Annotated in this window: 17 protein-coding genes; 9 read left to right on the top strand and 8 right to left on the bottom strand. The window is 69.4% G+C overall.

Annotated elements, in window-relative coordinates:
- Positions 1-62: 62 nt before the first annotated feature.
- Complete coding sequence (locus L0M17_RS14280; RefSeq protein ID WP_241054741.1) at positions 63-677, bottom strand: carbonic anhydrase; 615 nt, start codon at positions 675-677, stop codon at positions 63-65.
- A 70-nt stretch (positions 678-747) separates the two neighbouring features.
- Positions 748-1350, bottom strand: a complete 603-nt coding sequence (locus L0M17_RS14275) for a DUF4245 domain-containing protein (RefSeq protein WP_241054739.1) — start codon at positions 1348-1350, stop codon at positions 748-750.
- Positions 1351-1495: 145 nt separating this feature from the next.
- Between L0M17_RS14275 and glpX the strand changes: the two genes are divergently transcribed.
- A complete protein-coding gene (gene glpX, locus L0M17_RS14270) occupies positions 1496-2533 on the top strand; it encodes a class II fructose-bisphosphatase (protein WP_241054738.1) in 1038 nt (345 codons plus the stop codon).
- A 79-nt stretch (positions 2534-2612) separates the two neighbouring features.
- Positions 2613-3722, top strand: a complete 1110-nt coding sequence (locus L0M17_RS14265) for a lipid II:glycine glycyltransferase FemX (protein WP_241054736.1) — start codon at positions 2613-2615, stop codon at positions 3720-3722.
- 145 nt (positions 3723-3867) lie between these two features.
- Here L0M17_RS14265 and manA read toward each other — a convergent pair whose 3' ends face one another.
- From manA to L0M17_RS14245, 4 genes are read right to left on the bottom strand one after another with little or no spacing between them, the layout of a single operon-like run.
- Positions 3868-5202: a mannose-6-phosphate isomerase, class I gene (gene manA, locus L0M17_RS14260; RefSeq protein ID WP_241054735.1), complete on the bottom strand. Its 1335-nt coding sequence runs from the start codon at positions 5200-5202 to the stop codon at positions 3868-3870.
- Between the two features lie 33 nt (positions 5203-5235).
- Complete coding sequence (locus tag L0M17_RS14255; RefSeq protein ID WP_241054734.1) at positions 5236-6849, bottom strand: LCP family protein; 1614 nt, start codon at positions 6847-6849, stop codon at positions 5236-5238.
- A gap of 8 nt (positions 6850-6857) precedes the next feature.
- Positions 6858-7475, bottom strand: a complete 618-nt coding sequence (gene purE / locus L0M17_RS14250; protein ID WP_241056457.1) for a 5-(carboxyamino)imidazole ribonucleotide mutase — start codon at positions 7473-7475, stop codon at positions 6858-6860.
- A 53-nt stretch (positions 7476-7528) separates the two neighbouring features.
- Entirely contained in the window at positions 7529-8698 is a 1170-nt protein-coding gene (locus L0M17_RS14245; RefSeq protein ID WP_241054733.1) for a 5-(carboxyamino)imidazole ribonucleotide synthase, read from the bottom strand.
- 233 nt (positions 8699-8931) lie between these two features.
- Between L0M17_RS14245 and L0M17_RS14240 the strand changes: the two genes are divergently transcribed.
- Positions 8932-9534 (top strand): GtrA family protein, encoded by a 603-nt coding sequence (locus L0M17_RS14240; protein WP_241054732.1) that lies wholly within the window; start codon positions 8932-8934, stop codon positions 9532-9534.
- A gap of 42 nt (positions 9535-9576) precedes the next feature.
- Here the strand turns inward: L0M17_RS14240 and L0M17_RS14235 are convergent, their stop codons facing one another.
- A complete protein-coding gene (locus L0M17_RS14235) occupies positions 9577-10314 on the bottom strand; it encodes a TIGR03089 family protein (protein ID WP_241054731.1) in 738 nt (245 codons plus the stop codon).
- Positions 10315-10581: 267 nt separating this feature from the next.
- Here L0M17_RS14235 and L0M17_RS14230 point away from each other — a divergent pair, with 267 nt between their 5' ends.
- The 3 genes from L0M17_RS14230 to L0M17_RS14220 are packed head-to-tail and all read left to right on the top strand — an operon-like array spanning position 10582 to position 16281.
- Entirely contained in the window at positions 10582-11199 is a 618-nt protein-coding gene (locus tag L0M17_RS14230; RefSeq protein ID WP_241054730.1) for a WhiB family transcriptional regulator, read from the top strand.
- A gap of 11 nt (positions 11200-11210) precedes the next feature.
- Positions 11211-14702, top strand: coding sequence for a glycosyltransferase family 2 protein (locus L0M17_RS14225; RefSeq protein ID WP_241054729.1), 3492 nt, complete (start codon positions 11211-11213; stop codon positions 14700-14702).
- Positions 14686-16281 (top strand): DUF5719 family protein, encoded by a 1596-nt coding sequence (locus tag L0M17_RS14220; RefSeq protein ID WP_241054727.1) that lies wholly within the window; start codon positions 14686-14688, stop codon positions 16279-16281. The genes L0M17_RS14225 and L0M17_RS14220 overlap by 17 nt, the downstream gene beginning before the upstream one ends.
- Before the next feature lie 55 nt (positions 16282-16336).
- On the opposite strand, the gene L0M17_RS14215 is transcribed toward L0M17_RS14220, so the two are convergent.
- The gene (locus L0M17_RS14215; RefSeq protein WP_241054726.1) at positions 16337-16846 is read right to left on the bottom strand and encodes a metallopeptidase family protein; all 510 of its coding nucleotides are present in this window, start codon (positions 16844-16846) and stop codon (positions 16337-16339) included.
- Positions 16847-17016: 170 nt separating this feature from the next.
- On the opposite strand from L0M17_RS14215, the gene L0M17_RS14210 reads away from it, so the two are divergent.
- From L0M17_RS14210 to L0M17_RS14200, 3 genes are all read left to right on the top strand, one after another.
- Complete coding sequence (locus L0M17_RS14210) at positions 17017-17418, top strand: DUF3499 domain-containing protein (RefSeq protein ID WP_241054725.1); 402 nt, start codon at positions 17017-17019, stop codon at positions 17416-17418.
- Positions 17419-17532: 114 nt separating this feature from the next.
- Complete coding sequence (locus tag L0M17_RS14205) at positions 17533-17730, top strand: Trm112 family protein (RefSeq protein WP_241054724.1); 198 nt, start codon at positions 17533-17535, stop codon at positions 17728-17730.
- Between the two features lie 59 nt (positions 17731-17789).
- Positions 17790-19352, top strand: a complete 1563-nt coding sequence (locus L0M17_RS14200) for an adenosylhomocysteinase (RefSeq protein ID WP_241054723.1) — start codon at positions 17790-17792, stop codon at positions 19350-19352.
- The last annotated feature ends 7 nt before the right edge of the window (positions 19353-19359 follow it).

The raw sequence follows: 19359 nt of genomic DNA, 5'->3' as shown, positions 1-19359 counted from the left end.
ACCCCCGGAAGGGACCGTTCCGAACCGGCTTTCGCCACGCGAGTCCGAGGCCCTGGGCCCGGTCAGACGTTGCCGAGGCCCGAAACGAGCTCGGCCTTGCCCTCGTCCAGGTGGTAGCAAACGCCGAGGACGGCCGTGCGGCCTTCTTCGACGGCGCGGGCGATGATCTGGGACGTCTCGAGGAGCCGGTCGCCGGTCTGCTTGACGTGCTCGACGACGGTTTCGTTCACAGTCGTTACGCCGTTGCGCTGGGCCGTCAGGACCGACGGCATGATGCGCTCGACGAGGTCGCGCACGAAGCCCTGGGGCATGTTGCCGGACGAGAACGCGTTCACGCTGGCCGTGACGGCGCCGCATGAGTCGTGGCCGAGGATCACGATGAGCGGGACGCCCAGAGGCTCGATGGCGTACTCGAGCGAGCCCAGCACCGCGTCGTCGATGACTTGGCCCGCCGACCGGACCACGAACGCGTCGCCGAGGCCGAGGTCGAAGATGATCTCGGCGGCCAGACGGGAGTCCGAGCACCCGAAGATGACGCAGAACGGGTTCTGGGTCGAGACGAGCTCGCTGCGACGGGCAGCGTTCTGATTGGGGTGGATCGACGTCCCAGCGACAAAGCGCTCGTTGCCGTCACGGAGGTTCTGCCAGGCTTCTGCGGGGGTGAGGGTCTCAGACACGCCCCCCACTCTAGACCCATCTGTCTACCTGTGCCTGGTCGGCTACCGGCGGGGTCGGGTACCGTCCGGGTCAGTTGCCGCCTGTGGCTGCAACGCCGGCCGCGACAACGTCGAATTCGGGGAAGCCGCCCGAGCCGCTCACGATCACGGTCGTCTTTCCGACCTTGCCGACGTAGCTCTTCTCCACCCCGGGCTTGTCGTATAGCGTCCAGGTGATTCCGCCCGCGCTGCGGGTGCCGGTGATCGGCGCCTCGTTGACCTGTTGCGTGATCCACGTCGGGTTCGCCATGGCCGTCTGTTCGATGGAGACGAATTGCTGCTGGGGGGTGACCCAGCCGACATCCCAGTGGTTGACGCCGTCGGACGTTCCAGACACCCAACGCGCGTAGTTCGCCGAATAGCCCGCGGGCAGCGATGGCGCCGCGGGGGAGAAGCCGGCCGCGCCCTTCGCCTCGGAGGCGACGGCGGAGACGTTGACGGTCGGACGTTGGACCTGGGCGCCCGAGTTGCCGCTGAGTAGCCAGACGGGAACGATCGCGAGCAGCGAGACGGCGAGAGCCATGATCATCCCGGTCACCGAAGCGTTGGCGCGCTTCGCCGCGCCTGGGGTCAGGACAGGCCTGACCGTCGGCTGCTCGGTCTGGGGTTGGGCATCCTCGTGCGTGCTGCTCACCCCTCCATTGTCCCGCATGTTCGGCCCGCCCCAGTCTTCGCGTTTCACGTCACATCCCGACCCATGTGACCGCCGTCATCGCAAGGGACCGTCCCTGCCCCGCAGACTATGATCAAAAGAAATCCGACTCGAAGAAGAGGTCACCGTGTCCCCTGCGCCGATCGACAGCCAGTACTCGACCCTTTCCAGCTCTCTCACCCTCGGAGCCGACGAGCCGGACCGCAACCTTGCGCTTGAACTCGTGCGCGTCACCGAGGCTGCCGCCATCGCCGGCGGCCACTGGGTGGGCTTCGGCGACAAGAACCGTGCCGACGGCGCCGCCGTCGACGCCATGCGCTCGTTCCTCCACACGGTCCACTTCAACGGCGTAGTGGTCATCGGCGAGGGGGAGAAGGACGAGGCCCCGATGCTGTACAACGGCGAGCGGGTCGGCGACGGCACAGGCCCCGAGGTGGACGTCGCGGTCGATCCGATCGACGGCACGCGCCTGACGGCGCTCGGAATCAACAACGCGCTCGCGGTGCTCGCTGTCGCCGAGCGCGGCACGATGTTCGATCCGTCTGCCGTCTTCTACATGGAGAAGCTCGTCACGGGCCCGGAGGCAGCAGACCTCGTCGATCTCCGCCTGCCGGTCAAGCAGAACCTCCACCTCATCGCGAAGGCGAAGGGCGTGAAGGTCAACCAGATCAACGTCTGCATCCTGGACCGCGACCGCCACAAGCCGCTCGTCGAGGAGATCCGTGCCGCGGGTGCGCGGACCAAGTTCATCATGGACGGCGACGTCGCGGGTGCCATCGCCGCTGCCCGCGCCGGCACCGGCGTGGACGCGCTCATGGGGATCGGCGGAACGCCTGAGGGCATTGTTGCAGCGTGCGCCATCAAGTCCCTCGGCGGCGTCATCCAGGGGCGTCTGTGGCCCACGAGCGACGAGGAGAAGCAGAAGGCGCTCGACGCCGGCCACGACCTCGAGCGTGTGCTCACCACCAACGACCTCGTGAAGAGCGACAACTGCTACTTCGCCGCGACCGGCATCACGGACGGAGACCTCCTCAAGGGCGTCCGGTACGAGAAGGACCGCGTCAAGACCCAGTCGATTGTCATGCGCTCGAAGTCCGGGACGGTCCGCTTCGTCGATGCCGAGCACCACTCGAGCAAGTGGGAGCCCTGGGCACGTCAGGCCTGAGGATCTCATGGCAGGGCGCCGGACAGTTCGCGGCTAGACTGGCCCGCGGCCTTTAGCGTTGCCCCACCACAGGAGGATCATGACCCCCGCGCGTAGCCTGACCGCCACCAGCTTCACGGTCGATGCCTGCACCGACCGAGGAGTCTGGGACGAACTCGTCAACCAGCACGGTGGGCACCCCCTGCAACTGTGGGGCTGGGGCGAGGTCAAGGCCGCGCACCATTGGCAGGTGGAGCGGCTCACGGTGGCGGAGGGCGACTCGGTGCTCGGAGGCGCCCAGGTCTTGTACCGGGCGTTGCCGTGGCCGCTCAAGTCGCTCGCCTACCTTTCGCGCGGCCCTGTATGCGCGCCGGAGGACGCTACGAAGGTGGTCGACGCCGTCGCCCGCCACGTGCGCGAAACGCGTGGTTCGGTCGCGCTCGTCGCAGAGCCTGACTGGGACGCGGGCTCGGTGGGGGAGCAGCGTCTGGCGGCCGCGGGATTCCGGCGGACCGAGAGCACGATCCTCATCCCGCGCACCCTCATCCTCGACCTCGCCCAGAGCGAGGACGAGCTCATGGCCGCGATGTCCCGCACGACCCGCTCGAACGTCCGCAAGAACCTCAAGGGCGACCTCAAGTTCCGTCGCGTCGCTGGCGAGGACGAACTCGAGAAGATCCTCGCCATCTACCGCGAGACCGCACAGCGCGCGGGCTTCGGCATTCACTCGGACGCCTACTATCGCGACATCTGGCGCTTCCTCGGCGAGGATTCGCCGATCGTCGCTGCGTTCGACGGCGGCGAGCCGGTCGCGTTCGTCTGGATCGCCAAGAGCGCGGGGACTGCGTTCGAGCTCTACGGCGGTGTGACGGCGGCAGGGCAGAAGGCACGCGCGAACTACGGGGTCAAATGGGCCGCGTTCACTGAGATGAAGGCCGACGGCTGCACGCGCTACGACCTCAACGGTCTCCTCAACGACGGCATCTCGGACTTCAAGAAGCAGTTCGCTCCGCACGAGAACCTGCTCGCTGGGACCTGGGAGCTGCCGCTCTCGCCCCTGTATCCCGTGTATGCGACCGGAATGCCGTTGGCTCGGCGCACCCTCCAGAAGGGCAGGACTGTGGCGAAGGCGGCAGTCGGGCAGGCCAAGAGCGCGATCAGGCAAGCCAAGGGAACCGCGGGCCGGGCGAAGCAGCTCGTCCGGCGGTAGCGGGAACCAAAGCGGGATCGACCGGGCAGTTTCGCTGGGCCCGGGCGGTCTCGTCAGCCCGGGCAGTCTCGCTAGGCCGGGGCAGTCTCGCTAGGCCCCCGCAGTCTCGCTAGGCCCGGGCCTAGCCCTGTGTGCAGCGCGGCAGCTAGCCGAGCTTCGTCGCAAGCCCTGTCGTGACGGCGAAGGCGAGGACCCCGCCGTCGCCCGGGTGCGCGAGGGCGGGAGCCTCGACGTCGGGCACGAAGGCCGCGTCGCCGCGCGCGAGGACGAGATCTCCCTTGGGCGTATCCAGTGTGAGCGAGCCGTCGACCACAAGGACGACGGCGGCCCCGGACTGCGCGACAGGCACCGGTTCGGGCCGGGGCGCGTCGAGCCCCGCCTCGGGCGCCGGCACGTGGATGCGCTGGAGCTGGAACTCGGCGAAGCCCGGCCGGTAGAGCTCCTGGCCGAGGGCGGATTCGTCCGGGCGGACCATCGGCACGGGAAAGGCCGCGAAGGCCACCGTCCCGAGCAGTTCGGCGACGTCGACGTGCTTGGGGGTGAGGCCGCCCCGCAGCACGTTGTCGGAAGACGCCATGACCTCGATCCCGAGCCCCGAGAGGTAGGCATGGACGTTCCCAGCGCCCAGTGCGAGCGCCTCCCCGGGTTCGAGCGTGATCCGGTTGAGCAGGAGCGAGACGAGGACGCCGGGATCCTCGGGATACTCAGTGGCGAGCGCCGCGACGGTGAGGAGCCCGGCGTCGTCCGTCCCTGACCCTTCGATAGCCGCGGCGGCTGCCTGAACTGCGGAGCGGACCTGGCTGCCGCCCGTGATGAGGCGCGCGAACGCCTCACGCAGTGCCTCGCTCTCGTCTGGGCCGCGCAGGAGCTCAGCGACCTGTTCCGTGACCTCGGCCGCGTCCTGTCCCGCAAGCAGCGCGGTCAGGAGCTCGAAGCGGGCCGCTGCGTCGGCTGGCGTGCGGAAGCCGCACAACGCCTCGAAGCGGCTCAGGGCGAAGATCATCTCGGGCTTGTGGTTGTCGTCCTTGTAGTTGCGGTGAGGCGCGCCACGTTCGACGCCGGACGCCTCCTCCGCGGCGAAGCCCGCCCGAGCCTGCTCGAGGGTCGGATGGACCTGGAGCGAGAGCGGGTGCTCCGCGGCAAGGACCTTGAGGAGGAACGGCAGGCGCGGCCCGAAAGCCTCGACGCTCTCGGCACCCAGAGCCGCCTCAGGGTCGCGGGAGATGAGTTCGTCGAGGCCGGGGGCCTGTGAGGGGCTGGCACCCTGAGAAGGTCTGGCGCCCTCAGAAGATATGTCATCTCCCGAAGACGTGGCGCCCTCGCCGCTGGGCTCGCTCACCACTCGAGATGGCGAATCCGGGTGAGCGCCGATCCACAGCTCGGCCTCGGGCCCTCCGGAGGGCTCGCGGCCGAGGAGCTGAGCGATCGCGGTCGTCGAGCCCCACGCGTAGGGGCGGAGGGTGTTCAGCAGGAGGTGCATGGGCTGCTCTGGCTGCCTCTCAGTTAGGTCCCCCTAGAGGGGAGTGCACTGGCCGTTCCCGGCCATGATCGCATCGAGCGTCTGGTTCTGCCCTGTCTTGAACAGGTAGTCGAGCCGTGCCGCGTTGACGGGCACCCCGTCTGGGCCGACCGAGTTGTACTGGTTCGCGGGCGTCTGAGCTGTCACGAGCGCTGCGGGGATCGCGGCGGGCGCGGCGAGGCCAACGCCTCCGCGGGACGCGCCGCCGGCTGCCTTCGGGCTTGGCGAAGGGTTGCCGGCGAGGACGGCTGTCACCTTCTGGTGGATCTGACCGAAGTCGGGGTAGGTGGGGAAGCTCGCGTCGAAGTCCGGGGGACCGATCACGAGGCGGCTAACGGGCTGGCCCTTGCCCTTGATGGCGAGGTCCACGAAGCTACCGAGCTGGGAGGCCGAGATGTTCGATTCGACGACCTTCGTACCCGCGTTCGCAATCGACTCGAACTTGGAGAGCACCGTCGCCGGATTGAGCTGCTTGATCATGGCCTGCTGGATGCACTGCTGCCGTGCAATGCGGTCGTAGTCGCTCGCGAACTCGCGCGAGCGTCCGTACCAGAGGGCGTGGAAACCGTCGAGGGTCTGCGGGCCCGGGGAGATCCAGCCGATGGGCTGGGCGTGGTCGCCGCTGTCATCGAGGGCGGCCCCGCTCATCGGGACCCAGCCGCCCGCCTCGACGCGGATGCCGCCGAGGGCGTCGACAAGCTGGGCGAAGCCGTCCATGTCGACGAGGACATAGGCCTGGACCTTGATACCGAGGGTCCCGGAGACCGCCTCCATCGTGGCCTGCGCACCTGGGTCGCGGACTCCCGGATACAGGTTTGCGTACTTCTCGGTGACCTCGGTGTTGATCGCGTTGATGAGGCAGTCGTCGCCGCAGTTGTACCCGTCCGGGTACACGGAGCGCATGGGCGAACCGTCCGCGAACTGCGCATTCTGCAGATTGCGGGGAACTGAGATGAGCGCAGTGCGCCCGGTTGAGGCGTCGACGCTCAGCACCGAGAGGCTGTCCGGGCGGCGGCCCGTGCGGTCGGCCCCCGCATCCCCGCCCATGATGAGGAAGTTGTAGCGGCCGTCAACGGGCGCGATGGCCGGGCCGCCGGAGAAGATGCTGCCGACGGCGCCCCGGGCGACGTTGGTCAGGTAAGCCGCGTAGGCCAGCGTGCCGCTCGTCGCGACGAGGCAAGCGACGAGGGCGACGGCGACGAGCGGGCGTGTGCGCCGCGCGAGCAGCGGCACACGGACAAGGCGGAGCGTATCGACCCAGAGGAACGCCCATCCTGCGGCGAGCGCGAGGAGGACTCCGATGAGCACGGCGGACGAGATGGGGTCCGTCACGAGGGTCAGGAGCAGGCCGCGGTTGATGAGTCCGACGACGAGCGCAATGAGGAGCGCTCCCCACACACCGCAGGTTACGGCTACGGCGCGGCGGCCGAGCCTCCGCCTTCCGGCGATGAGCTGCGCGCTGCCGGGCAGCACGAGGGTGAGGGCGAGCAGAGCTATCGCGCGTCGGGTCCGGAGGCTTTCCGGGGCCTGCTCGGGATGCCTGAGCGGTTCGGTCAGTCGGCTCCGCGGAGGTGCGCCGTCGGGGTCTGTTTGCTGGCCGTAGATCACCGGGCCCCCTATCCGGGCTCTCCTGTGGCCGCTTCGGCTGTGCCGCGGCCGGGTGCTGGTGCTGGTGCAGATGCGGGTGCTGATGCTGGTTCTGGCGCTGATGCTGCCGTGCCCTGGGCCGGTGTGCCTCCTGCCGGGAAGACTTCGGCGACCTTGCGGCGCAGCGATTCGCCCTTGCGAGCCGCCGTCGCGTTGAGGCCCTCGGCGAAGCGGGCGAGGTCGGCGGAGAGGCGCTCCGCGAGGGCATCGGTGCCGGAGGCGAGGAGGCGTACGGCGAGGAGGCCGGCGTTGCGGGCCCCGCCGATGGAGACGGTGGCGACCGGAACACCTGCAGGCATCTGCACGATCGAGAGGAGCGAGTCCATCCCGTCGAGCGTCTTGAGCGGGACCGGGACCCCGATGACGGGCAGCGTCGTGACGGCGGCGAGCATGCCGGGGAGATGGGCGGCGCCGCCGGCCCCAGCAATCACGACCCGCAGACCACGCTCGCGTGCGGAGGCGCCGTAGGCGACCATCTCGTGCGGCATCCGGTGGGCTGAGACGACGTCGGCCTCGAACGGCACGCCGAACTCGGCGAGGGCCTCGGCGGCTGCCTCCATGACGTGCCAGTCCGAATCCGACCCCATGACGAGGCCGACGAGCGGCTGGGCAGCTGAAGGGGTGCTCGCTCCGCTTGTGCTCACGCTGTCTCCTTCGATACACCGTCGCGGACGACGGCGGCGACGTGGGCTGCGCGGGTGCGCAGCTCCTCGGGCTCGGAGCCTTCCCCGCCGACGAGGTTCACATGCCCGATCTTCCGTCCCGGCCGGACCGACTTGCCGTAGGTGTGCAGCTTCGCCTCCGCATCGGCCGAGAGAGCCGCGGGGAACGCTGAGTAGAGGTCGGTGTTCTCCCCGCCCAGGATGTTCTTCATGACGGCCCATTCACCGAGCACACCGGTGCCGCCGAGCGGGAGGTCGAGGACGGCACGGAGGTGCTGCTCGAATTGGCTCGTGACGCACCCGTCCTGAGTCCAGTGGCCCGTGTTGTGCGGGCGCATCGCGAGCTCGTTGACGAGGAAGCCCTGGCCGCGGCCAGGCGTCTCGAACAGCTCGGCTGCCATGACGCCGGTGACCCCGAGTTCGGTCGCGATCGCGAGCGCGGCTGACTGTGCGGCCTGCGCGACAGCGGGGTCGAGGCCCGGCGCGGGCGCGATGACTTCGTCGCACACGCCGTTGACCTGCACGGTGTGCACGACTGGCCACGCGCGGGAGGCGCCGCTCGGCGTGCGGGCGATGAGCACCGAGAGCTCACGGGAGAAGGGGACCATCTCCTCTGCGAGAAGGGGGCTCATGGCGCCGAACCAGTCGATGGAGGCTGCGGCGTCGGCCGAGGAGCCGAGGACCCGCACGCCCTTTCCGTCGTAGCCGCCTCGAGGCGTCTTGAGGACAATCGGCCAGCCGATCTTGTCGCCGAACGCGACGAGGTCGTCGACGTGGTGCACCGCGGTCCAGCGGGGGTTCGGGAGGCTCAGCCGATCGACCGCGGCGCGCATGCGGAGCTTGTCCTGGGCGTGTACGAGCGCCGCCGGGCCGGGCTGGACGTTGACGCCCTCGGCGATGAGCGTCAGGAGGTGCTCTGTCGGCACGTGCTCATGGTCGAAGGTGAGGACGTCGACACCGCGCGCGAACTCGCGGAGGTCGTCCAGGTTCCGGTAGTCGCCCACCGGTGCGGTTGCAACAGCCGGGACCGCTGAGACGTCTTCGGCCTCCGCAAGGACGCGCAGTTCGAGCCCGAGGGCAGTGGCGGGAGGAGCCATCATGCGGGCCAACTGGCCGCCGCCGACGACTCCGATCACAGGAAAACTCACCCGCCAAGCCTACCGAACGGACGCGCCCCTTCCTGTGAACCCTGAAAGCAGCCTGAGGGTGCCTTGGCCGCGCGCGTAGAATAGATGCCTGAGCGTCGCGCGGCCAGATCTTCCCAGAGCTTCCACGGTTCATGAGATTGGCCTGCAGAGCTGGCTTCTATGGCTGGTATGGCTGGCACCCGCGCGGCGACGGGCCCGAGGCAAGGGGCCGCAGTGCACGGACTCGGAGGAACATGATCAACGCCATCTCGGATCGATTGAACGGTCTCGTCTCGCTCTTCTGGCGGGAAGTGGCGAAGTTCGGAGTAGTCGGCGGCCTCGCCTTCGTCATCGACTCTGGGATCTTCATCTGGCTCCTCAACGGCCCGCTCCACAGCGGCGAGGTCTGGGCCAAGTCGATCGCGACGATCGTGGCCAGCATCTTCTCCTGGGTCGCCAACCGGTACTGGACCTTCCGGCATCGCAAACAGGGGAACATGGTGCGCGAGGCCGTGCTCTTCGCGATCATGAACGGCATTGGCCTCCTCATCGCCGACGCCTGCGTTGCGTTCACGAAGTACATCCTGCTCATGACCGACAAGGTGTCGATCTTCGTGGCCGGCAGCATCGTGGGTCTCGTCCTCGGCACGATCTTCCGCTTCTTCGCGTACCGCTTCTGGGTCTTCAATCAAGAGCTCGACACGGAGCCGGGCTACCAGGGAGACCACGAGATCTTCGAACACGACCCCACGGGCAGCCTTGCTGCGACGGGGGAGCCCGCACAGGGGGCCACAGCGCGTGGGGCTGCGCGGCAGGGGTCCACACCGCGTAGGGGAAGCGAGCGGCGCGAGGCCTAGCTCGCGAGGCCTAGCAGGTGTCCGGCGGCGAGCCCATAGCGGCTATCCCGCTGTGATTCGCTCCGCGGCCCGGAGCTTCGGTGTGTCCTCGACGTCTGGATGACGGAGGACGACGGAGCCGTCGGCCGCCCAGATTCCCAGAAGGGCCGCGAGCACCTCGCGCAGCGGCTTCCCGGCGTCGACCAGGACTCTCGCGCCCGCCTCGGCCTTCTCGGCGAAGCGCTCCAGCAGCTCCGCCTGGGTGAACCGCTCTTCGCCGAGGTGGGCGGCGTCGTCGTCCGCGCCCGGAGGATCGAAGGGCTCGAAAGAATCGGCGAACTGGCGCACGAGCGCCGCATAGTCCAGCTCACCGCCGGCGAGTTCCCCGCGGTATGCGACATCGAGCGCGCCGAGGGCGACGACGACGCGTGCCGTCCCAGCCGAGCGTCCACGCACGCCTGACCCGGCCCCTCCTGACGAGCTCCCGGTTGGCCCAACCCCTCCTGATTCGGCAGAGAAAACCAGGTCCGCCTCGCCGTCCACGAGCACGCAGCCCGCTTGCAACGCTGCGAGGGCGATGACCGCGCTCTTCCAATGGGGCGGCAGGTCGAGCCGGACTCGTGTGCCAGATTCCGCATCGAGCTCTTCGACGAGAAGGTTCGAGGTCTTGGCGGCCCAATTGTCGAGCACGCGACCGGAGAGCTCGACTCGCTCACCATCCGGTCCATACCAGGTGAGTCGGGGAGCCGAGGAGTTGCCTCCTCGGAGGCGGTGCAGGACGGACGCGACGGTGGATTCCATGGGTCTATTCTGGCCTGACCTCGGACGTCGTTCCCTCGGCCCTTCGTCGGACGTCCGCGAGAGCCCACGCACTCGGGCGTGGCGAAGCAGTGGCTCGGCATTTTCGCTGGCTACAATTCCCGCCCCGCGCTTGACCGGACCGACTTACACGCGTGTAATTAGAACTGGACAGTAACTGCGCCGGCAGATGGGGCCAAGCCGGGAGCCTCCCGGAGTCTGGTGCCTTTTCAGGCAGGCGGGCGTGGACGACCACCGAGGAGGAGCACCGTGGGACAGGCGGAGCGTTTCCAGAACGAAGAAATCGAGGCCGCACAGGCCATGTACGCGCGTCCGCGGGGCATTCCCGCGGACTGGTACGTGGACCCGGCCGACCCCGAGGCGGGTGAGCGGTACCGCGAGATGTCGGCCGCCGCGCTCGAGGATGCCGCAACAGCGTTCCTCGCACAGCACGCTGTGCTGGAGGAAGATTCGGCTGCAGGCGCTGGGCTTGCCGGCGACGCGCTCGAAGACGAGGCCGAGGAACCAGACGAGGAGCGCGGGGCCGAAGTCGTCTCGCTTCTTGACCGGCAGTCGCTTGACCGGCAGTCGCTGGAGCGCGTGCCGATGGTCCGCCCGGCGGAGCCCGTGTGGCTGAGCCTTCTGCAATCCGCGACGCCGATTGAGGGCGAACTCGCGTGGCAGGCCGACGCGCTCTGCGCGCAGACGGATCCTGAGGCGTTCTTCCCCGAGAAGGGCGGCTCGACCCGTGACGCCAAGAAGGTGTGCAGCTCGTGCACCGTTCGGGCCGAGTGCCTCGACTACGCGCTCTCCAACGACGAGCGCTTCGGCATCTGGGGCGGCCTGTCCGAACGCGAGCGGCGCCGCCTGCGCAAGCGGGCGGTCTGATCCTGGACAGCGTGCACGTTACCGCAGTCGTCGTCGCCCACGACGGCGTCGGCTACCTTCCAGACACCCTTGCGGCCATCGCCGCACAGACGCGGCCCGCCGACGTCCTCATTGGCGCGGACGCCGCCTCACGCGATGGCTCGGGCGACGTCCTGCGCCGTTCGCTCGGCGCTGGCTCCGTCGTCGACGCCCCTGCGGCCTTCGGGGCCGCGGCCGCCGCGGCCCTCGCCGCCGCACCCCGTCCCACGGGCGGCGCGGGCCCCGTTGAAGAGTGGATTTGGCTCCTCCGCGACGATGCCGCTCCCGAACCTCGCGCGCTCGCCGAGCTGCTCCTCGCCGTCGAGCGCGCCCCAGCGGTCACCGTGGCGGGCTGCAAGCAGCTCGACTGGGACGAGCCGCGCCGCCTCGTCGACGTGGGTCTCTTCGCGAGCCGGTGGGCCGAGCGCCTCCCGCTCATCGATGACGACGAGCAGGATCAAGGGCAATACGACGACCGCAGCGACATGTTCGCCGTCAACTCGGCTGGCATGCTCGTGCGGCGCGACGTCTGGGACGCCCTCGGGGGCTTCGACCCCGCGCTCCCGTGGACGGGCGACGACGTCGACTTCTGCTGGCGGGCCCGCCTCGCCGGGCACCGGGTCGTCGTCGTGCCGGCGGCCCGCATGCGGCATGTCGCCGACCGTCCGGAGAACGCCCCAACCCCGTTCGCCGAGCATCGCGCCGAGGTCTACACACGGCTCAAGCACGCCGCGTTCTGGTCGCTCCCGCTCCACTTCCTGGGCGCATTCTTCGCCGGGTTCTGGGCACTCGTCGCGGCGCTCGTGAACAAGGAGCCGAGTGTGGGCCTGGCCCGCTGCGCCGCCGCTCTCGCCGCCCTCGGGGGCGTCGCGCCACTTGCGCGGGGTCGGCGGGCTGCATCCCGCACACGCGCCGTCGCACGCCGCACCGTTCGCGGTGTTCGCGCCTCCCGCGAAGAGATCCGCAGCCACCGGCGCGCCTTCCTCGAATACTCCGATCCCGACAGTGTCATCGGCGACGGTTCCGGCAGCGATGATGCCCACGCCGAACCGACGGGCGATTCCGACCACGACTTCGCATCCCTTGCGGTCGCAGCGCGCGGCTGGGCCGGGACCGGCGCCGTCGTCGTCGCGGTCCTGGCCCTGGTGAGCTCAATCATCGCGCTCATCCCGCTCCTCAGCGCGCAGGCCGTCACGGGCGGAGGGCTCCTGCCAATCTCGACGGACCTCAGCGCGATCTGGCAGCACGCGACGTCGTGGTGGACCCAGCTCGGCGCGGGACAGCCCGGTCATGGCGACCCGTTCGACCTCATCCTCTGGGCGCTCGGCGTCCTCGGCATCGGGGACCCGAATCGCGCCGTCGCCTGGACCCTCGTGCTCGCCCCGGCGATCTCTGGCCTCGGCGGCTGGGCTTTCGCCTCCGCGCTCACTTCGCACCGTTGGCCGCGCGTGGCCGCCGGCCTCGTGTGGGCTGCGGCGCCCGCGCTCCAGGAGGCCGTTGCGCAAGGACGACTGGGCGCGGTCGTCTCATTCGTCTTCCTCCCTTGGGCTGCGCTCGGCGTGATCCGCTCCGTCGGAGCCGCGAGGGTCCGCGGAACGATCGGAGTCGCGAGGACTCCGCGGCCCGGCTCGGGAGGCGTCCCGTCCTGGACGGCTGCGGCCGCTGGGGGCCTCGCCCTCGCAGTCGTGACGGCTGGTTCGCCGAGCCTCCTCGCGCTCGCCATCGTCGTCGTCGTCCTCGCCACGGTCGCGCTGCGGAGCCGTGCCCGCTCGCTGTGGTTCATCCTTGCGCCTTCGGTGGTGCTGTTCCTCCCGGTCTGGGCCTCGGCGCCCGACGACCCGAGGGCATGGCTTGCCGACCCCGGAGTTCCCGCGGCGTACGGCGCCGCGGCGCCCTGGCAGCTCGTCCTCGGGCAGCCGGTGGCGTTCGATGCTTCGGCCGGTCTCGGAGGAGCAGGCTGGTTGCCTGCGGGGGTGCCTTGGGCCCTCCTTGACGCGCTACTCGTGGGCGTCCCCGTTCTGGCTGCTGCCGTGGCCGCCATCGTGGCCCTCCCGGGACGCCGCGGTGCGCTGGCCCGCTCGGCTGGTGCTGTCGCGGTTGCCGCGCTGGCGCTCGCGTGGGCGATCTCACGTCTGCCGGTAGCGGTTTCGGGCGACAGCCTCGTGCCGGCGTTCGCGGGTCCGGCGGTAGCGGCGGCCCTGTTGGCCCTGCTGGCCGCGGCCGTCGTTGGCGTGGACCGTGTGCTCGACGGTCGTGAGGCTGCGACGCAGTCCCGCGGACCAAGGTCTGCCGCAGCGAATCGCCTCCTCATCGCCGGGACTGTCGGTCTCGTCGCGGCGCTCATCATTTCCGTAGCCGGTCCGGCCCTCGGCCTCGCCCGTTGGGCCGCGGCTGGTATCGCTCCGGTTGCGGCACCCCAAGGAAGTCTCGGCAGCCCGCTTCAGATCGCACCGAGCCAAACGCGCACGCTCCCGGCGACCGCAAGCGATCTGGGGCTCGGAGCCGAACAGACGAAGACCCTTGTCCTCCGCAGTACTCCACAGGGCGGCTTTACTGCCGCGCTCATGCGCGGCGCGGGCACAACACTCGATGCGCTGACGGCTGTCGCCTCGTCGAGTCGGGTCACCGGGAATCTGGCCTCGCCGTCCATAGCGGCCGACGACGCCGCCGACTCGGCGATCCGCCGCGCCGTCGCGGTCGTCTCGAGTTCGTCGGGCGTGGACCCGCGGCCCGACCTCGACGCGCTCGGCGTGGGCTTCGTCGTGCTTCAGCAGCGCGACGCCGCCGATTCGGTCACAGCCTCCCAGATGGACGCCGTTCCCGGGCTCGTGGCCGTCGGCCAGACAGACGTCGGCTGGTTGTGGCGGGTGACGCCGTCCGGCCAGCAGGGAGCCAAGGACACCGCCATCGCCCATCGGGCGAGCATCGTCGACGTGAAGGGCAACCTGCTCGCCACCGTCGATGCCGGGCCGGAGGAGGTTCACGCCTCCGTGCCCGCAGGGCCCGAGGGGAGGCTCTTCGTCCTGGCCGAGCGCAGCGATTCCCACTGGTCCGCGTGGATGAATGGCCACAGGCTCACTTCGACGACCCAGGGGTGGGCTCAGGCGTTCACGCTTCCGGCCGCAGGCGGACAGGTTGAAGTCCGTTATGACCAGCCCGCTGCCTTGCCACTCGGCCTGCTCGCCGCCGTCGTCCTCATCCTCGCCGGGCTGACTGCCATCCCGACTCGCCCCGCACCACGCCGCCGGACGCACGGCTCGCAGGCGAGCGGGAGGGCGCGGGGCAGCGCCGGCAGCCGAGGAGCGATCACGGGGGCTCCCGCAAGCGAACCGGTGGGGGCCCCCGCAGACGAACCCGTAGGGGATCCGGCGCGGCAGCCCGCTACTGAGGCAGCCCGTCACCGAAACGCCCCGCGCGGCGAGTCAGGTCAAGCGGATTCGAGCCGCGATGAGACAGCAAGGGATACCAATGACGCGCGAGTCTAAGGCGAGCACAACGACCAAGCGCCGTTTGCGTCGCGCCCTCGGTGTGGCCGCCGGCGTCGTCGTTCTGGGCGCGGGAACGGGCCTCGTGGTCGCGGCCAGTTCCGTGCCGAACCCTGCAGCGCTGCGTCCGGGGACGCCCCCTTCGGTTGATGTTCCTGTGGGCCAGACTGTTGGCGTGTGTCCCGGCCCCGCCGAGCTGCTGCAGGGAACCCCCGTCCAGGGCGATCCGCAATTCAGCCCCGCGAGCACCACGGCATCAAGCCTGCTCACGGCGGCGGTGATGGGAGAGCCCTCGGGTGCACTCCCAGCGAGCTCGATCAACGGCGTCGACGGATCCGTCCTCCAGAAGGTCAGCGACTCGCAGAAGGCCAGCGCCACTCCGTCGGCCTCCGCCCCCGCGGTCGTCGCAAGCCGGGCGACGACTGGGCCCGCGCTCCTGACCGCCTCCGCCCTCGAAGACCGCCCATCCTCGGCCGCCGCGCTGTTCCGCTACAGCGCGACCGACGGCGACCTCCGCGGCCTCGCCGCCGGACCCTGCGCGTCGCCGTCGAACGACCTCTGGCTCGGCGGGGCGAGCACCCTCGTCGGCCGTACGTCGGTGCTTTACCTCACCAATCCGACGACGACGCCGGCGAGCGTCGACCTCGACTTCTACGGGGACCAGCCTCTCGGGCAGGCGCCAGCAGGCAGCCGGGGCATTCAGGTGCCGCCCGGGAGCACGAAATCGTTCGTGCTCGGAGGTTTCGAGCCCGGACAGCGCAATCTTTCGGTCCACGTCCGCAGCTCCGGCGGCCCCGTCGCGGCTGTTGTCCAGCAGAGCACTCTCCGGGGGCTCACCCCCGGTGGCGTGGACTTCCTCACTCCCGTCGCTGCGCCCTCGACGCGCGCGGTCGCGACCGGCGTCGAGCTTCAGGATCCCGCCGCCTCGAGCGCTCTCGCATCGCAGGATGGGTTCGACGATGCGACCGCGGCGCTCCAAGTGACAGTGCCAGGGGCGGCGAACGCCGTCGTCCAGATCCGCGTGTTCGGCCCGAACGGCCCAGTTACGCTGCCGTCGGGCGCGGTCTTCACAGCGAAGGCCGGATCCGTGACAGAGATCCCGCTCTCAGGCCTGCCCGCGGGCAAATACTCGATCTCGGCGGCCTCGGACGTCTCCTTCACGGCGAGCGTCCGGATGGTCAAGGGGACGAGCACGGCGGTTCCCCTGGACTTCGCCGTCTCAGGGGCCCAGCCTCGGCTTGGCAACGGGCATCTCGTCCCTGTGGGGGAGACGGGCCAACGCACGCTCGTCTTCGCCGTGCCCGACGGCAGGGCGAAGGTTTCGGCCACGCCCATCAGCGACGACGGAAAGCTGCATGCGCCGGTGACCCTCGATGTGGCGGGAGGCACGACGGCTACGCTCCAAGTGCCGGACACGGTCGACGGCGCGAAGACCGTCGCCTACTCGATCTCGTCGTCCGGAGATCCCGCCTACGGATCGTTGCTCCTCGAAGCAGATCAGGGCAACGGGATCTCGGTCGCGTCGATCCTGCCGCCCGCCGGCGGGCGTGAGACCATCCCGGTCACGCTCGGGTACTGATGCTGGGCTCGGTCCAGCTTCAGCAGTAGCGGAGGTATGAGCGGTAGCCGGGGTGTCAGCGGTAGCCGCGGTAGTACGGGTCGAGGGACTCGGGCTCGACGTTGAGGAGTGCGGCGGTGTACTCGACGACGACGTCGTGGACGAGATCCTGGGCCTCGCTCGGGGACGGCGCTTCTGTCTCGACGACGCGCCGGTAGATCGTGATGCGAGCTGGGCGGCCTTGGGCCGCCCGCGAGACGTTCCCCTGGGGGACGCGGCCGCCGTCACGGAGGATCTTCTCGAGTCCGGGCGGGATTTCCTCGACGACGTACTCGACGTTGTCGAGTTCGCTGCCGCGCAGCTCTTGGAGGCGATCCGCCGAATCGAGCACCCAATCCTCGAAACGTTCGCCGCGAGTGCGGCTTCCCGGCAGGATTGCGGGCATGATTTCGCCGCGCAGTCCGCGACCGTGCCGGTTGCGACGGCGTTCGCGGAATCCGCGGCGGCGGCCCGCGCCTTGTTCACCGGCTGGGGGGAGGGGGCGGATGCTCAGGCCCAAGGGCCCCTGCGTGGAACGATCCTGCATGTATCGACTGTAGTACCGCCCTCGAAGCCGCGCTAACCGTGCGCGAGGGCTCACCGCTGTACCCACCGCAGTACTCGCCGCAGTTCCACTGCTCACCGTGTGAGCAGGGATAGGCGCTTGGGCCGAGTCGCTCACGACACACACGCCGAGCGCAGAGTAGGGTACTGGCTGTGCGAGAAGTCCGCCATTGTTCCCGATCGGCCTGCCGCGAGTCCGCGGTCGCCACGTTGACGTATGTGTACGCGGATTCCACTGCCGTGCTGGGGCCGCTCGCCACGTTCGCCGAACCGCATACCTATGACCTTTGCGCCAAGCATGCGGACAAACTCACCGTGCCCCGCGGCTGGGAAGTCCTGAGGCTCGCGCTCCCCGCGCGGCAGCCGAGCCCCGACGACCTCCTTGCGCTGGCCGAGGCAGTGCGCGAGGCAGGCGAGGACGACGACGTGCCCGCCGAGGCGCCCCAACGCGCCAACCGCGAGGGCCGTGAAGGCCAGAGCATGCTGACGCCGCCCGCAGGCGTCGACTTGCCTTCCGGCGGCCGCCACCTGCGGATCCTCCCTGAGCTGTACTGAGCCACCTCCGTACTGAGCCACCTCCGTACTGGGCCACCTATAGTGGGCGGCCGCTATGGTGATCCACCGCGCCGGAACGAGCCCCTCGCCCGCGGTGCCGGTAGGCTTGGACCCATGCCGTACATCAGCTCTTCGATCCTCTCTGTGCTGCGCTGCCCCGTGACCGGCAGTGCCTTGGTCCAAGAGGGCGACGAACTCGTGGCTAGCGCAGCCGGACCCGATGGCGCCGTTCCGCGCTACCCGATTGAAGACGGTATCCCCGTGCTGCTTCCGCCGGCCGAGTCCGCGGAAGACTCAAGCGCCGGCGCTTGAACCGCCGACCCAAAGACCTTTCCTCTTCACCCCGCCACCTCCCGCCCTCAGGAGCTCCCGTGACCTTCGACTACCGCGTCGCCGATATCTCTCTGCACGAGGCCGGTCGCCATCAGATCCGCCTCGCCGAGCACGAGATGCCGGGACTCATGGCCCTGCGCGAGGAGTACGGGGAGTCGCAGCCGCTCAAGGGCGCTCGTATCGCGGGATCCCTGCACATGACCGTGCAGACGGCGGTGCTCATCGAGACGCTCATCGCCCTCGGAGCAGAGGTCCGCTGGGCCTCCTGCAACATCTTCTCGACGCAGGACGAGGCGGCGGCAGCGATCGTGGTGGGCACCGGAACTGCCGAGGACCCGCGCGGCGTCCCCGTCTTCGCCTGGAAGGGCGAGTCGCTCGAGGAGTACTGGTGGACGGCCGAGCAGATCCTGACGTGGCCGGGTGCCGACGAGAACCCCGAACTCGGGCCCAACATGATCCTCGACGACGGGGGCGACGCGACGCTCCTCGTCCACAAGGGTGTCGAATTCGAGGCGGCGGGCGGCGTCCCACAGGCCACGCCTGACGACCCAGAGGAATATCGGATCATCCTCGACGTGCTTCGGGCAGGTCAGGAGCGGGACCCGCAGAAGTGGACGCGCATCGCGAGCCAGCTCCAGGGAGTGACGGAGGAGACGACCACGGGCGTTCTCCGGCTGTACCAGCTCGCCGAGCAGGGCAAGCTCCTTTTCCCGGCGATCAACGTCAACGACTCCGTCACCAAGAGCAAGTTCGACAACAAGTACGGCATCCGCCACTCGCTTCCCGACGGCATCAACCGAGCGACGGACGTGCTGATCGGCGGCAAGGTCGCCGTCGTCTGCGGGTACGGCGACGTCGGCAAGGGTGCTGCCGAGGCGCTCCGCGGCCAGGGAGCTCGGGTCATCGTGACCGAAATCGACCCGATCTGCGCCCTCCAGGCCGCCATGGACGGCTACCAAGTCGCTCGGCTCGAGAGCGTCCTGAGCGAGGGGGACATCTTCATCACGACGACGGGCGGCAAGGACATCATCATGGCCGAGCACATGGCCGCGATGAAGGACAAGGCGATCGTCGGCAACGTGGGCCACTTCGACAACGAGATCGACATGGCCGGGCTCGCGAAGTGGCCAGGCGTCCGCAAGATCCAGATCAAGCCGCAGGTCCACGAGTGGGTCTTCCCGGCTGGGCCTGGACGGGACGACCAGCCCGGACAGAATGTCCAGCCCGGACAGAACAACGACGGCGGCCACAACGGCGGCGCGCGGGGCGAGCACTCGATCATCGTGCTGTCCGAGGGCCGTCTCCTCAACCTCGGCAACGCGACCGGTCACCCCTCGTTCGTCATGAGCAACTCGTTCGCCAATCAGACGATCGCCCAGATCGAGCTGTGGACGAAGCGTGCCCGGTCGGATGATGCGCAGGACGCCCCGCGGGAATACGAGAAGAAGGTCTACGTTCTCCCCAAGATCCTTGACGAGAAGGTGGCCCGCCTGCACCTCGCGGCCCTTGGGGTCGAGCTCACCGAGCTCTCGAAGGATCAGGCGGCGTATCTCGGTCTCGACGTGGCCGGGCCTTACAAGTCTGATCACTACCGCTACTGACTAACAT

The sequence above is a fragment of the Sinomonas terrae genome, assembly GCF_022539255.1.
Taxonomy (GTDB): Bacteria; Actinomycetota; Actinomycetes; order Actinomycetales; family Micrococcaceae; genus Sinomonas; species Sinomonas terrae.
The sequence above is the reverse complement of the archived record's forward strand: the minus strand, read 5'-3'. Positions and strand labels throughout refer to the sequence as shown.

What these genes read in the sequence shown, in the direction of transcription:
- L0M17_RS14265 (WP_241054736.1), top strand. Translation starts at nt 2,613, where the DNA reads ATGACCCCCGCGCGTAGCCTGACCGCCACCAGCTTCACGGTCGATGCC.
- manA (WP_241054735.1), bottom strand. Translation starts at nt 5,202, where the DNA reads ATGCACCTCCTGCTGAACACCCTCCGCCCCTACGCGTGGGGCTCGACG.
- purE (WP_241056457.1), bottom strand. Translation starts at nt 7,475, where the DNA reads ATGGGGTCGGATTCGGACTGGCACGTCATGGAGGCAGCCGCCGAGGCC.
- L0M17_RS14240 (WP_241054732.1), top strand. Translation starts at nt 8,932, where the DNA reads ATGATCAACGCCATCTCGGATCGATTGAACGGTCTCGTCTCGCTCTTC.
- L0M17_RS14235 (WP_241054731.1), bottom strand. Translation starts at nt 10,314, where the DNA reads ATGGAATCCACCGTCGCGTCCGTCCTGCACCGCCTCCGAGGAGGCAAC.
- L0M17_RS14220 (WP_241054727.1), top strand. Translation starts at nt 14,686, where the DNA reads ATGACGCGCGAGTCTAAGGCGAGCACAACGACCAAGCGCCGTTTGCGT.
- L0M17_RS14215 (WP_241054726.1), bottom strand. Translation starts at nt 16,846, where the DNA reads ATGCAGGATCGTTCCACGCAGGGGCCCTTGGGCCTGAGCATCCGCCCC.
- L0M17_RS14205 (WP_241054724.1), top strand. Translation starts at nt 17,533, where the DNA reads ATGCCGTACATCAGCTCTTCGATCCTCTCTGTGCTGCGCTGCCCCGTG.